The organism is Kribbella polygonati, from assembly GCF_050320105.1.
In the GTDB taxonomy this organism is placed as follows: Bacteria; Actinomycetota; Actinomycetes; order Propionibacteriales; family Kribbellaceae; genus Kribbella.
On sequence record NZ_CP190129.1, the window covers coordinates 7,937,700 to 7,950,709 of the forward strand.

General features: G+C 68.9%; 16 protein-coding genes and 1 tRNA gene. 5 read left to right on the forward strand and 12 right to left on the reverse strand.

From position 1 onward, the window contains the following. Nucleotides 1-42 precede the first annotated feature (42 nt). Nucleotides 43-1,590, reverse strand: coding sequence for a fibronectin type III domain-containing protein (locus ACQHIV_RS38125; protein WP_427889193.1), 1,548 nt, complete (start codon nucleotides 1,588-1,590; stop codon nucleotides 43-45). A 100-nt stretch (nucleotides 1,591-1,690) separates the two neighbouring features. After that, nucleotides 1,691-2,881, reverse strand: a complete 1,191-nt coding sequence (locus tag ACQHIV_RS38130; RefSeq protein WP_427889194.1) for a HupE/UreJ family protein — start codon at nucleotides 2,879-2,881, stop codon at nucleotides 1,691-1,693. Between the two features lie 112 nt (nucleotides 2,882-2,993). Here ACQHIV_RS38130 and ACQHIV_RS38135 point away from each other — a divergent pair, with 112 nt between their 5' ends. After that, complete coding sequence (locus tag ACQHIV_RS38135; RefSeq protein WP_427889195.1) at nucleotides 2,994-3,659, forward strand: hypothetical protein; 666 nt, start codon at nucleotides 2,994-2,996, stop codon at nucleotides 3,657-3,659. 519 nt (nucleotides 3,660-4,178) lie between these two features. On the opposite strand, the gene ACQHIV_RS38140 is transcribed toward ACQHIV_RS38135, so the two are convergent. The 7 genes from ACQHIV_RS38140 to ACQHIV_RS38170 all read right to left on the reverse strand — a co-directional run bounded on the left by ACQHIV_RS38140 (nucleotide 4,179) and on the right by ACQHIV_RS38170 (nucleotide 9,131). After that, nucleotides 4,179-4,251, reverse strand: a tRNA-Arg gene (locus tag ACQHIV_RS38140). A 33-nt stretch (nucleotides 4,252-4,284) separates the two neighbouring features. After that, nucleotides 4,285-5,574 carry a hypothetical protein gene (locus ACQHIV_RS38145; RefSeq protein WP_427889196.1) on the reverse strand — a complete coding sequence of 430 codons (1,290 nt, stop codon included), beginning with the start codon at nucleotides 5,572-5,574 and terminating at the stop codon, nucleotides 4,285-4,287. A gap of 92 nt (nucleotides 5,575-5,666) precedes the next feature. Further along, nucleotides 5,667-6,263: an META domain-containing protein gene (locus ACQHIV_RS38150; protein WP_427889197.1), complete on the reverse strand. Its 597-nt coding sequence runs from the start codon at nucleotides 6,261-6,263 to the stop codon at nucleotides 5,667-5,669. Continuing rightward, entirely contained in the window at nucleotides 6,260-6,754 is a 495-nt protein-coding gene (locus tag ACQHIV_RS38155) for a SigE family RNA polymerase sigma factor (RefSeq protein ID WP_427889198.1), read from the reverse strand. The genes ACQHIV_RS38150 and ACQHIV_RS38155 overlap by 4 nt, the downstream gene beginning before the upstream one ends. A gap of 92 nt (nucleotides 6,755-6,846) precedes the next feature. Continuing rightward, nucleotides 6,847-8,133 carry an alpha/beta hydrolase gene (locus ACQHIV_RS38160; protein ID WP_427889199.1) on the reverse strand — a complete coding sequence of 429 codons (1,287 nt, stop codon included), beginning with the start codon at nucleotides 8,131-8,133 and terminating at the stop codon, nucleotides 6,847-6,849. Between the two features lie 13 nt (nucleotides 8,134-8,146). Continuing rightward, entirely contained in the window at nucleotides 8,147-8,404 is a 258-nt protein-coding gene (locus ACQHIV_RS38165; RefSeq protein ID WP_427889200.1) for a hypothetical protein, read from the reverse strand. Nucleotides 8,405-8,531: 127 nt separating this feature from the next. After that, the gene (locus ACQHIV_RS38170) at nucleotides 8,532-9,131 is read right to left on the reverse strand and encodes a hypothetical protein (protein WP_427889201.1); all 600 of its coding nucleotides are present in this window, start codon (nucleotides 9,129-9,131) and stop codon (nucleotides 8,532-8,534) included. Nucleotides 9,132-9,327: 196 nt separating this feature from the next. Here ACQHIV_RS38170 and ACQHIV_RS38175 point away from each other — a divergent pair, with 196 nt between their 5' ends. Genes ACQHIV_RS38175 through ACQHIV_RS38190 form a run of 4 tightly spaced genes read left to right on the forward strand, consistent with a single transcriptional unit; the run spans nucleotide 9,328 to nucleotide 11,411 of the window. Then, nucleotides 9,328-10,095: a hypothetical protein gene (locus tag ACQHIV_RS38175; RefSeq protein WP_427889202.1), complete on the forward strand. Its 768-nt coding sequence runs from the start codon at nucleotides 9,328-9,330 to the stop codon at nucleotides 10,093-10,095. 17 nt (nucleotides 10,096-10,112) lie between these two features. After that, nucleotides 10,113-10,253, forward strand: a complete 141-nt coding sequence (locus ACQHIV_RS38180; protein ID WP_427889203.1) for a hypothetical protein — start codon at nucleotides 10,113-10,115, stop codon at nucleotides 10,251-10,253. Then, the gene (locus ACQHIV_RS38185) at nucleotides 10,250-10,894 is read left to right on the forward strand and encodes an alpha/beta fold hydrolase (RefSeq protein ID WP_427889204.1); all 645 of its coding nucleotides are present in this window, start codon (nucleotides 10,250-10,252) and stop codon (nucleotides 10,892-10,894) included. Before ACQHIV_RS38180 ends, ACQHIV_RS38185 begins: the two co-directional genes overlap by 4 nt. Nucleotides 10,895-10,904: 10 nt before the next feature. Next, complete coding sequence (locus tag ACQHIV_RS38190) at nucleotides 10,905-11,411, forward strand: GNAT family N-acetyltransferase (protein ID WP_427889205.1); 507 nt, start codon at nucleotides 10,905-10,907, stop codon at nucleotides 11,409-11,411. Between the two features lie 31 nt (nucleotides 11,412-11,442). Here the strand turns inward: ACQHIV_RS38190 and mscL are convergent, their stop codons facing one another. The 3 genes from mscL to ACQHIV_RS38205 form a co-directional block, all read right to left on the reverse strand. Next, on the reverse strand, nucleotides 11,443-11,844 hold the full coding sequence (mscL, locus tag ACQHIV_RS38195; protein ID WP_427889206.1) for a large conductance mechanosensitive channel protein MscL: 402 nt from the start codon (nucleotides 11,842-11,844) through the stop codon (nucleotides 11,443-11,445). Nucleotides 11,845-11,961: 117 nt separating this feature from the next. Continuing rightward, on the reverse strand, nucleotides 11,962-12,579 hold the full coding sequence (locus tag ACQHIV_RS38200) for an SAF domain-containing protein (RefSeq protein ID WP_427889207.1): 618 nt from the start codon (nucleotides 12,577-12,579) through the stop codon (nucleotides 11,962-11,964). A 57-nt stretch (nucleotides 12,580-12,636) separates the two neighbouring features. Beyond that, entirely contained in the window at nucleotides 12,637-12,990 is a 354-nt protein-coding gene (locus ACQHIV_RS38205) for an FmdB family zinc ribbon protein (RefSeq protein ID WP_427889208.1), read from the reverse strand. Nucleotides 12,991-13,010 lie beyond the last annotated feature (20 nt).

Genomic DNA, 13,010 nt, shown 5'->3' on the forward strand with positions numbered 1-13,010 from the left:
ACGGGACCGGGGTGGGCACGGAGCCCACCCCGGTCAAGGTGTTCAGCTCACGCTGGTGAGCGTTACAGCGCCTTCGGTGTTCTTGCTCTCGGTCCAATCCCGCGGCGCGGTGGCCCACGGGGTGTCCGCCTTGTACGGGCGGATCGTGACCTTGTCGACCAGGGAACCGACCGGCTCGGCGGGGCTGGCGCCGTTGTCCGGGCCGCACCACTTCACCTTGCCCAGCTCGACGGCCGCGTTCGGCGCGGCGCAGGTGCTGCTGCGGACGTTCTCGACGACGAGCTTGTTCTTGAGTACGTCGACCTTCACGTAGGTGCGGACGTGCTCCTGGTTCTCCACCGAGTTCGCCCAGTGGTTCTTCGGGTTCAGCGGATCAGGGCCGTAGTTCGGGTCCTGGGTGGTGTCCGGCGCGGTCAGGTCGTAGTACTTCGAACCCGAAGCCGAGTTGGCCGTGACGTAGATGACGCCGCCCGGCCCCTGCGCGACCTGAGCGGCACCGGGCTGCTCGGCCGGGTTGGCCTTCTTACCGTTCTTGATCACGTAGCTACGCGAGTAGCTGTGGTCGTGACCCTGCAGGACGAGGTCTACACCGAGCTTCGAGAACGCGGTGGGGAAGTCCTGACGACGTACCTTGTTGTCGGAGTCGTTGGCGTGGTCGGCCGGCGAGTAGATCGAGTGGTGGTAGACCAGCACGGTGTACTTCGCCTTGGCGCCCTGCTCCTTCACGACCTTGGTGACGTAGCCGATGTGCGCTTCGTCGGCGCCGTTGGCGTAGGCGTTGCTGTTCAGGTCGATGAACAGCACGTCCTTGTGCATGTACCAGTAGTCGCCACCGGACTGCACGTTCGGGTCGCCCTTGTAGAAGGACGCCGAGCGGTCAGTGTTCGGCGTCCAGAAGTGCTGCTCGTACGCCTTGCCGCCGACGTCGTGGTTGCCGATGGTCGCGGCCCACGGGTACTGCCGGAGCTTGTCGGAGGCGAGGAAGGCGTTCCACTGCGTCTCGGTGTTCGCGGTCTCGACCTGGTCGCCGCCGGACACCAGCAGCTCGGTGTTCGGGTTGGCGGTGAGCGCGACGTTCAGGGTGTCGGCCCAGCCGGCGCCGTCCTTGTCGATGTTGCCGGACGAGCCGATCTGCGGGTCGCCGAAGAACAGGAAACTGTAGTTTCCGTCGAACTTCTGCGTCTTGAAGGTGTACGTCGGCGACCAGTCGCTGCCGTTGCCGACGCGGTACGAGTACGACGTGTGCTCGCGCAACCCGTCGATGGTGGTGTGGCCGTTGTACCCGCCGTTGACGCTGTTCGCCGCGACGGAGGCCGGGAACGACGTCGCGTTCGCCGGGAACCGGCCGTGGACCAGCCGATTCGTGGGAGCAACCTGCACCACCTGAGCGGTGCCGGTCGGGGCGTACCAGCTGACGACGCGCTGCGACTCCTTCGCGCCGACGCCGAGGACGATGGCCGTCGGTGTGGAAGTTCCGTCGGTTTGGGCGGCCTGCGCGGCGCCCGCACCTCCGAACACGGTGGCGGTACCAACGACCGCCACGGTGAGGCACGCGGCCGTACGGGTCCGTGCCCAGTTGAAGAGCTTCATCGAGTGTCCGTCCGTAACAGGGATGACGATCGGGGCCTGCAGGCCCCTCGCTGAACCTTTCCTGAGACGGTGGAATCTTCGTGAACAGCGGGTTGCCGCCCTAGAGCCGCTGTACGAACCACACCAGGCCTGCCACGGAAACACCTGCCGCGATAGCTCCGGTCACCCAGAGCGCAACCGAGGGTGACGTTTTCCGAAAGGCGGAAAGCAGCGGGAACGTCAGCGCGATCAAGGCGAGCTGCACGCTCTCGATGCCCACGTTGAACACCAGGAGCGACCACAACAACGTCCATGACCACGCTTGCTGGATGCCGAGCGCGCCGGCGAAACCGATGCCGTGGACGAGCCCGAAACAGAACACCACCGCCAGCCGGGTCCAGCCGGCCCGGTCGAGACTCAGGTGACTACGGCTCGGCGTCTCCAGATCCGTGGCGAGACGGCCGCGCCGCCAGATCCGCCACAGGTACCAGAACGCGACCACCGCGATCGACAGCGCGATGACCGGCTCGATGAACGACGGCGCGACATGTACGACGCCGAGCGCCGCGAGGATGAAGGTGATCGAGTGGGCCAGAGTGAAGGTCGTTGCCGCGAGCACTATTTCGCGCAGGCGGCGGGACCCGGCGATCAACGCGATCAGGAACAGGATGTGGTCGAGCCCCGTGAGCAGGTGCTCGGCGCCGAGCCGGAAGAACTCCCAGAACCTCTCCAGCGTCGACTGATGCGTCGAGAACGACGGATGTGCCGAGTCGAGCGCGCTGCTGCCCTGCTGCAGATCGAGGTCGTACGTGATGATCGTCTTCGTGCCCTTGACATAGGTCTCGCTGTCGGGGAACAGGCCGCTGCGGACTTCGTGGGCGTTCGCCTCGGCGCATCGATAGTCCAGCACCATGAACGCGTACGGGACACCGTCGCGCTGCTGGACGGTGAAGTTGCTCTGCTGCGCGGGCGTACAGGCCTGCCCGTCGGCCGAGATCGTGAAGCGCTCCGCGACGTATTTGTTCACCGACGCCGCGTGAGCCGCGAGAGCTGCCGCCTGCCGCGTCGCGTCCCCGGAGTCGAAGGCCGCTGTACCGGACTCGAACAGCGGATCGTCCTTCTCGTAGTCGGCCGCCGACACGACGAGCAAGTCGTACTCCAGCCCCAGTTCGGCGCGTACATGATCCGGCGCCGGTGCGGTCAGGTCGGCGTACACCGTCGAGCTGAAGCCGTGGGCGCTTGCCGGTACGGCGCTCAGCAGGATCGCGGCGGCGATCAGGAGATACGCGCAGCGGCGTACGAGACCGGGCATGAGGCGCACGGTGTACCCGGTTGGTGAACGTACGTCGGCCCGCGGGCGAACGGTGGGGAACCGGTGGTCGTACCAACAATGTGCGCCTTGACGGATGAGGTATGAAAGGGCCGTGTACCTGCGACTTCGAGTGGTAGCCGCGGCGCTGGCGATCGCCGTACTGGCCGGCGGCTGCGGTTCCGCCGACGACTGGTCCCGCCCGCATCCTCAACCGACGCCCATCGGTGCACTCCGCGAAGGATTCGTCGACCCGGCGGCGCCGCCGAGCCCCGAAGCGACGATCACCCCGCGGTCCGGCTCGTGGGACGACGTACGCCCACCGGAGGGCTACCGCGTCGTACTTCTCACCGCCGGCGACAGCGCTGAGACGAAGACCCTCGCGACAGCAGTCCGAGAATGGGCAGCAGCCGAGAAGGTCAGCCTCAAGACGGTCACCGCCGACGCGCCGGCGCAGTACGTCCCACGGATCAGCGACGCCATCAAACTGTCACCGGACCTCATCGTCACGGCCGGCAACGCCCTCGTCGACCCGATGGCCCTCGTCACCGCGAGCCACCTCGACCAGCAGTTCCTCGTCCTCGGCGCCGAACTCGCCGAACCCACCGCCAACGTCACCGCGGCGACCTGGCCCGGCGCCTCTTACCGTGGCGAGGGCCTCGGCACCTCAACCGGCTACGACCCCAAGTCCTTCACCCCAGCCCGAGCCACCACCGCAATCCGCGCCGGAACAGCCGCTGTCCTCACCACCCACACGGGCATCGTCATCCAACTCCCGTGACGCGGAACGAGACCGGTCTCGTTGGCTGGTGCCCTGGGCGTGGCTGGTCGTACGGTGCTAGCCGTCCTCAAACAGATCCTCAATCACCGGACCCGGCCGCCTACGGCTGACCCTCGCAAAGGTGCCCGCGCCCGGGCGAGCGAGGATCACGGTTGGCGAATGCGGTCGCGCCTCGATCGGCGTACGGTCGAAACGCCACCGCGGGGGTCTGCCTGCGGAGGCGCGACCGGAGGTCGAGTGTGCCAGGCATACCGCTCGACCGGCCGGGGTGCGGGCACGCCGGTCTCGAACGCGCAGTCAGGTGGGAGACCGGCGGCCCGCACCAGGGCATCACCGCTGCCAGGTAACGGTGAGTTCAGCGATCGAGCTGTTTGCGAGTGGCTCGCATCCGTGTTGCTTGTGACTTATCCCACGCTGAGTGTTTGTCTCGGACCTGAGTCTGCTCGCCTTGAAGCTGCCACCGGGCCGCGGCTCGCTGTAGTCCCGGATCAACTGGTCGCGGCGAACCTGGCACGTCTGTGCCCCCGGCAGGATTCGAACCTGCGACGCACGGTTTAGGAAACCGACGCTCTATCCCCTGAGCTACGGGGGCGCACGCGGGAAAGCTTAGCGGAGGTGGGGGTGGTCAGCCGGTCAGGGCGGTGACGCCCAGGTGGCCGGCTATCGAGTTGTAGCGTTCGGCGTAGAGGGTGGTGCAGCGGGAGGCGGCGCAGCCGGCGCCGGCGAAGGCGATGCCGCGGATGGTGGCGGAGCTGCTGCCGCGGCGGGAGTAGACCGGGCCGCCGGAGTCGCCGCCGATGATCGCGACCAGGCCGCCGCGGGTCGCGCGGATCACGTACGTCGTGCAGCCGTCGGTGTCGCAGTAGCTCGCCGACGTGGAGCGGACCGTGAGGTTGCACACCGACGTACTGAAGCTCCCGGACTGGCAGACGACCGTGCCGACGCCCGGGTCGCCGCCGCCGGTGACCGTGCGGGTGGTGGCGGTGTCACCGGGCCCGTCCGTCCAGATCTTCGCGCCGTACGAGCTGCCGGTGACCAGGGACTGGTCGTAGTCCGGGTAGTTCGTGCGGACCGTGGTGGTGCCGTAGTAGTTCGTGCCGGACTTCCACACCGTCCCGGGCGCGCCGCAGTGCCCGGCGGTGACCGAGCCGCGCTGGCCGTTCGAGCGCCGTACGACGGAGAACCCGGCCGAGCAGTTCTTCAGCGCGGACGTGATCCGTGCGCCGCCCCAGTGCCCGCCCTTCGGGGTGTCGCTGAGTCGCGACGTACGGGCGAGCGACCCCGCCACCAGTTGTACGCCGGACACCGCGCGGAGGCCCGCGAGCGAGGCGGGGGAGGTGGTTGCCTGGTCGTACTCGACCACGACGTTCTCGCTGGACGGGTCGAGGTCGGCGGAGAACGTCGTACGGGCGGCGTCGTCGGACCAGGCGCGTTTCCCGACCGTCCGCCAGGTGTCGGCGATCGCCTGCGCCGAGCGGCAGCTGTGCTCGACCTTCACGAGCTGCTTGCCGGCCGTCGGGACGTTCCGGGCCATCGCGGACTGGTACTTCTTGGTGTCCACGTTCGCCGAGTCGACGACGACCTCGTACCCGGTGGCGGCGGACCCGACCACGCCGATGACGCCCTGGCTGAGCCCGTACGGCAGGCCGGACTTCGGGCGGCCGGTCGCGTCCAGCGGCTCCAGCGAGCGGATCGCGGCCGAGATGCCCTCGCCGAGCGACTCGCCGAGCGGGCGCGCGTCGGACGCGGACGTCGGCTGTGCGAGCCGGGTGGCCTCGGTCGAACTCGCGCTCGGCTGTGCGTGCGAGCATGCCGCGGCGCCCGCCACCGCACCCGAGGAGGGCGTGGCGAGGGCGACTGCGAAGAGTGAAATTGAGCCGAGTGTGACCAGCGGAACGGTAACGGAGAGTCGCACGAAGCTCCCAAGATCGGTGGACCAACCACTAGATGGTCCGTTCAGGAACTCCGTTCCGTCAAGAGCTGATCACCGTCCGCGAGCAGATTTGACTACCGTGCGCGAGCGTACGTCGCAAGTCGAGCCCCGTCGGCGCCGAAGAACTGCAGCGTGTCGCCGCTGACCGCGATCCGCTTGGCGGCCGTCAGTACGCCGGTGTGCGGGACGTTGTCGCAGCCGATCATGTGCTGCGGCCCGGTCGTCGCACTGAACGCACCGCGCTGACCGATGCTGTACGTCCCCTGCAGCCCGTTGCAGCCGTCGGAGCCGGTCCACGTGCCGTCAGCCTTGAAAACCAGCACTGGGTCGTCGGGCCGGGCCATCTTCAGGGACTTGAAGCCGGGCTTCTGCTGCATGCGCCAACTGCCGGACACGGTCTGCGCGGTCACCGGCTGCGTGGACGGCGTCGTCGCGGCAGACTGCTGGCCGCCCGCGACCGGCGGCTGGGCAGGTTTGTTCTGTGAGCCGGCCAGCCCGAAGGCCGTGACGGCAACCGCGGCCACCGCGACCGCGCCGGTGCCGATCCAGGTACGGCGCTGGGCGCGCCGGGCGCCGGTGGTGGCGCGCTCGGTCAGGTCCGCGCTCTGCGGCACGCTCGCCGCGGCGCGTTCGAAGGTACCTCGCAGGTCGTCCTCGAGATCGGTGCTCACTTCAGCCTCTCATCGACACGATGGGATTCTTGGGTCTTCCGCAGCGCCGCCAGCGCCCGGCTGGCGGTCGCACGGACGGACGACGGCTTGATGCCGAGCAGGTCGGCGATCGTCTGGTCGTCGAGGTCCTGGTAGTAGCGCAGGACCAGCACGACCCGTTCACGCGCGGACAGCGTCGCCAGCGCCTGCCAGAGGCCGTCGGAGTTCGCGATGCCGGTGGCGTGGTCGGGCACCGTGCGCCGCGGGTCCAGGTCGGCCGTCGGCGCCTCGCTGAACGAGCGCCGCCGGGTCATCGACAGGTACTCGTTCACCAGGATCCGGCGGACGTAGTGGTGCGGGTCGTCCGCGGTGCGCACCTTCCGCCACTTGCGGAACGCCTGCATCAACGCGATCTGCGCCAGGTCCTCCGCCCGTTGATAGTCGCCGGAGACGGTGAACCCGAGCCGCACCAGTTCCTGTCCGCGGGCGGACACGTACTCCTCGAACTCCACTCGCCACTCCCTGGCTGGGCGTACAACTCCTCACACCTATTAGACGCATCGAGTCGCACGGCTGCTGCAACCGTTCCCGCACAGTTCGATCTCTAGTGCAGCAGGAAGGTACGGACGGCCTGCCGGCCGCGGGGATCGCGTTGCACGCTGTGGCCGCTGCCCGGTATGACGACCAGCTGTGCCGCCTTGGCGTGCGCCTGCTCCCATCTGGACCAGTCCAGTGGACAGAACAGGTCGTTGCTTCCGTGCAGGATCAGTGTGCGCGGCAACAGTTCCTGCGCGGCCGGGTACGCCGAAACGCGGGCGGCCGGCCAGCGCAGGCAGCCCTGGATCATCAGCTGCGCCCGGGCAGTCGCCACGTCGTACGGGTACAGCCGCTTCGGGTCCAGGCGGCGTACGGCGTCATCGAGCGCCGCCTGGCGGTCGGGCTTGCCGGACCACGGGAAGCGGAGGTCGGAGCAGAGGGTGGCCATGTGGAGTCCCGCTGAGAGCTGGTCGTACGGCAGGCCCTTGCTGGTGGTCCGCTGGATCAGCTCCTTCAACGTGGAGTCGTCGCCGTTGCGTGCTGCGTGCATGGCGGCCGGGATCCCGTCGAGCGTCGGGTTGACCGAGTTGAGGCTCGATACGGACAGCAGCTCCATCAGGTCGGTGCCGCTGACCCCGTGCCGCACCAACCACGCCAGGTCCGCCACGGGATCCGTCGTACATGCCTTACAGGCCGACCGGAGTACCGCGCTCGTTGCTGCCATCAGGTCGACGCCCATGGGGTCGAAGCCCTTGTGCGGTACGACGGAGTCCAGCACGAGCGCCTGTACGCGGTCCGGGTACTTCAGGCCGTACTGCTCCGCGGTGAAGCTCCCGTACGACGTGCCGTCGAGCGTCAGCCGGTCCACCTTGAGGAACTGGCGCAGCTGCTCGATGTCGTCGACGGTGTCCGGTGTGCCGTAGTACCCGGCGTTGGCGCCGAGCTGCTTGGTGCACTGGTCGACGGCCTCGGCCGGTGGGGTGAGGAAGTCGGAACCGCCCACAGTGTCTTGTAATGCGGGACAATTGAGACCACCGGCTCCGGTACCGCGCTGGTCGAACATGACGAGCCGGTAGTCCCGCAGCACGTCCGGATCCACGTTGTGGCTGAGCGCGGGAATCGCCGGCTGGCCTGGGCCGCCGGTGAGTAGCAGGAGCACGCCGCGGGGAGCGTTGGCGTTGTCGGCCGCGATCACCGGCAGGTCGAGCGACGGCCCGTCAGGACGGCTACGGTCGAGCGGGACGTGCAGCGTCGTACACGTGAACCCCTCGGCGCAGGATGTGTCCGTCGGCTGGTGGCTCGAACAGGCTGTACAGGCCAGGACCACCGCACAGAGCAGACGGGAGAAACGCATTTGTCGGCGCCGATCAGCCGGATCGGCGGGCAGGTCGGGGCCGAGACGGACCGTGTTGTGCCAGCCGGGATCGGTCAGGGGTCTGCGACACCAGGTACTTGGGCATCCGGTTCATCGCGGCGATCGCCGGTTCGGTCGGGTCGGTCTGCTCCCAGTCGGCGACGAAGTTCCCGTACGTCCGGCGCCCGTCGTCGGTGTCCTCGTCCGCGCGCAGCGGTGCCTGCACGACGCCGTCGAGCGAGGTGAAGTTGATGACCACGACGCTGCTCACCTCGACCACGGTAGCGGCGAAAGGGGCGCCGCAGACCTGCCTCGCGGGTCGACCTCGGAAGGGACCCGCGAGGCAGGCGCGGCTCGACCCCACCCGGACGGCTTCGGGGTGCGCGTCCGGGACGGGGTCAGCGAAGACCGAGCGACTTGATCAGCTCGGCAGTCACCTGGCGCGGCGCCGGCAGTACGCCGGGCTTGCCCTGACCTTCCAGCGAGGTCGCCACCAGCCGGCGGCAGCCGAAGGCCTCGGCGGTGAACGACAGGACGCCGCGGTCGTTGTCGGTGAACCGCAGCACGTAGGTCGGCCCGAGCTCCTTCGTGCAGATGCTCGGCTTCTTCGCGACGGGTTTCGCCGCGTTCACCAGCGCGAACAGTTCGTCGGCCTGCTTGCCGGTGCGCTTCGTGGTGACGGTCGCGTAGTCCTGCCCGGTCGCCTGCGGCTCGTACTGGCAGATCGTCACGCTGACCGGGACGAACTTCGAGGCCGCGACGCCCTGGCCCCAGATCACCTTCTCGGTGGCGGTTCGGACGGCGGTGATGGTGCTCGGGCAGTCCATGCTCGGTTTGCCGCTGGGGGTAGGGGTGCTGCTCGGGGTCGGCGACGGGGTGTCCGTGGGCTGGGCGGCGGGCGGGGACGAGGCGTTCTCGGTGCCGCAGGCGGCGGCGATTCCGAGCACAGCCACGACGAGCGTCGCACCGATCAGGCCCCGTGTCCGTTGTGCACTCACGACTCGGTCCTTCCGGGTTGGCAGGGGCAACATGATGGTGGACGGGGGTCTCACCCGGCGTGCCGGAACATCACGGCGTGGCGTCTATCCGGTCACGTCGCCCGATCGATCCGCAACCGAGGCACAGCTGTAACCTGCGCGCACTGGCCACCCGTCGAGCTGCCGGTGTCCCCGTCCGCCCCTAGGATGCTGTGTCGTGGGCAGGAAGAAGGCGAACGCGGAGGCCGCCGCGCAGCGGGAGTGGGAGCTCGGGATCGACTGGGCGCGCTGGCTGCTGGACGGCAACGTCCCGCAACCGCTCCGGGTGTACGGCGTCATCCTGGAGCCGAACGAGTTCGCCTACCTGCAGACCACCGCGCAGTACTCCCGGCTGTACGGCGGGAGCGGGCGGTACACCACCAGCGGCGGGTTCTTCATCGGCAAGCCGGGGATGGTGCTCGGCATGATGGCCGCGAACGCCGCGGTGAACGCGGGCCGGAAGGCCGCCGCCAAGCGCGACATGCAGGCGTCCTGGCGGGACGTCCAGGAGCTCCCGGTGCTGGCCACCAACCTGCGGCTGATGTGCCACCTGCCGACCAAGGGCTGGATGAGCTTCTACTACAGCGCGGTCCAGGAGTTCTACCCCGATACGGAGAACTGGTCGATCACCTTCGGCTTCCAGAACGCCGTACCGCTGCGGATCGCCGGCCTGAGCACGCCCACGCTGGCCGTGCTGTCGGCGTGGTGCGTGCACGGGAACGGCCGCTGGCACGGCGAGCCCGGGATCGCGCCGCTGGTCCAGGCCGCGCTCGCCCCGCGCCCACCCAGTGCCGAGGTCCCGTACGACGCACCCGCCGAGGTGCCGTACGACGCCAACTCCGAGATCCTCGACGAGACTCCGGGCAACCCGCCCGGCGGCCGGACGACCGGCAACGCGTACGAGGACCTGCTGCGCTCGAAACTCAATCCCGAAGACCGCGGCTGACTCGGTAATCTGGACGCATGACGAGCCCGTACGAAGACGACGAGCCGCTGCTGCCCGAGCAGACCCGGGACGACGACCCGCGCAGCTGGGGCGACAACGACTTCGGCAGTGACGACGACGATCGCATCCTGAACGAGGTTCCGCCGCACCACGGATGACGACCTCGGTGCTCCTCGTCCACGGCGGCCTCTGGGACGCCATGGACGCGGCTGCCTTCTGGGGTACGCCGGGCATCACCGCCAAGCTGACCGCCGCGCTCGATCCGGACGGGTCCGGGCAGGTGGAACTGCTCGCGCCCGACCGGCCACCACGGGCCACCGGCTGGGACCTGGAGGTCGGCGCGCTCGGTGAACACCTGGCGAAACGTTCCGGTCCGGTAAGAATCGTTGGTGCCTCCAATGGATGTACGGCCGCTGTTCTGCTGGCGACGAGGTTTCCGGAACGGGTCGACCGGCTGCTGCTGGCCTGGCCGGCCACCGGTGACGACCCCGCCGGGAACGCGCGGGCCTGGGCCGGGATGGTGAACCGCGGTTGTCCGGCCGATGTCGCGGACGGACTGCTCGAGGGTGGAATTCTGCGCGGGGTCCCGGATGTGGAGCTGGCGTCGCTGGACCGTCTCCGGGTGGCGGTCCTGCCGTCGGTGCCGGAGAATCCGTCACATCAGCGGAAGACGGTCGAGAAGTTGCTGCGCTCGATCCGGGGGAGTCGCGAGCTGGCCGGGTGTCCCGAACCGCCGACGCCCGGATTCCCGCCGTTCCTGGATCAGCTGGTGCGAACGATCGTGGAGTTCGTCAACTGAGGGGAAGAGCGTGGAGCTTCGGGGGTTCGACGACGGGTACGGGGTCCAGGTCGCGGGCTGGGCCGTGGACGAGAAGGAAGTCGCACTGCTGTCCGGGCGGGTGGCCTACCCGTTCCCGGAGGAACTGCGGTCGAGCTGGCGGACGGGCGACGCGGACATCCACCCCTATCTGTTGTTCGACGGCGAGCAGCCGGTCGGGTACGGCGAGGTGTGGCTGGACGACGAGGAGGACGAGGTCGAGCTCGCCCGGATCATCGTGGACCCGGCGGTCCGCGGCCGTGGCTTCGGCGGCGAGCTCGTCCGGGCACTGCTCGGGCCGGCGCTGGACGCCGGGTATTCGGAGGTGTTCCTGCGGGTCCGCCCGGAGAACGCTCCGGCGATCCGCGCGTATCACCGCAGCGGCTTCGTGGACGTCCCCGCCGCCCTGATGGAGGAGTGGAACGACGGCCAGCCGGTCCCGTACCGCTGGATGCGGTACGCCGGCGAGCAGGTGGGCACTGGCGAGCTCAGGGGCTGAGGATGGTGCACCCACCTGCTTGCGGTGGTGGTTACCGGTCCGCCTGCCGCGCGCGCAGCAGGTCGCGGATCTCGGTCAGCAGCTCCTGGTCGGTGGTCAGCGCCTCGGCCTCCGCCTCCGGCTCGAGCCCGCGCTTGCGCCGCTCGTTCAGCTTGTTCAGCGGCATCACGATGAAGAAGTAGACCGCCGCGGCGATGAACAGGAAGTTCAGCGCCGCCTGCACGATGACGCCGATGTGGAACTCCGCACCGTTGATCTTGAAGAAGAACAGCTTGCTGGCGTCCGCCTTGCCGAAGATCGCCGCGACCAACGGGTTGATGAAGTTGTTCACGATGGCCGTGACGATCGTGCCGAACGCTGCGCCGATGACGACGGCGACCGCGAGGTCGACGACGTTGCCGCGCATGATGAATTCCTTGAAGCCCTTGAGCATTGTGGTGCCTCCACGAAGCGGGTGGTTGTACCCGGACAAGGTAGGGCCGCAGCGTCGCCCGCGCGAGGGACCGCGCCGCACGGCGACGCATCGTGCCGCAGCGAACTCACACCGTGATCACCCGGTGTCCGGCGCGAGCGCCACACTGATGCGGGAGTTCGTACTGGCCTGGGCCAGTCGGGTCGCGACGTCCGGCGCGGTCGCGACCACGACCAGCGCCCCCGACGCACCCGATCGTGGCGCGGGCAGGGCGACCACGACGACCGAACGGGCGAGCAGCGTCGCGGCGTCGGCGTTCGTACCGCCGGCGGCGTACAGGTTCACCCGGTCGCCGACGCGAAGTAGCGCCGTGATGTCGGCATCGTCGACGTGGAACGGATAGGCGACCGATCCCGACGGCACGGCCGGTGGCGCCAGGAAGCGGACGTCCGTGAGCGGCTCGCCGGCTCTGACCGGACCGCTGAGCACCCGGGTGGTCAGCTCACTGCCAGGTCTGAGCGCGCCGGCGGGCACGGCTCCCGGAGGGAGCTCGACGGTCCGTACGTCGGCCCGTGTCGGCGGAGCGCCCCCGGTGAGGTCGCGTGCGGCGGCGAGCACCTTGACCGTCGGCGGTGGCGCGGGGGAGAGGGCGAGGAGTCCGAAGTACACGGCGGCTGCCGCGGTGGCGCCGGCCAGTAGCCGACGGTGCCACCGGGCGGCGCGGAGCAGGTCTCGGAACAGCGAGGAGAAATTCATGCCCGAGAAGGTACGAGTTTCGCCGGCACCCGCCGTTCAGTTATCCACAGGCGGCGGTCAGGCCGCGCTGGTCCCCGAGGAGGACGAGCCGCTCGACGACGAGCCGGCGGACGAGGAGGACGTCGACGACCCCGACGTACCGGACGAGCTCGACGAGCCGGCGGACGACGAGTCGGACTTCGAGCTGCCCGAAGAGGACGAGTCGGACTTCGCCGGCACCGAGCCCTTGCCGGAGGACCGGCTGTCGGTGCGGTAGAACCCGGAGCCCTTGAACACCACGCCCACGGCGTTGAAGACCTTGCGCAGGTTTCCCTGGCAGTTCGGGCACACGGTCAGCGCGTCGTCCGTGAAGCTCTGGCGCACCTCGAGCGCTTCGCCACAGTCGGTGCACTGGTACTGGTACGTCGGCACGGTCGGTTCCCTTCAAGCCG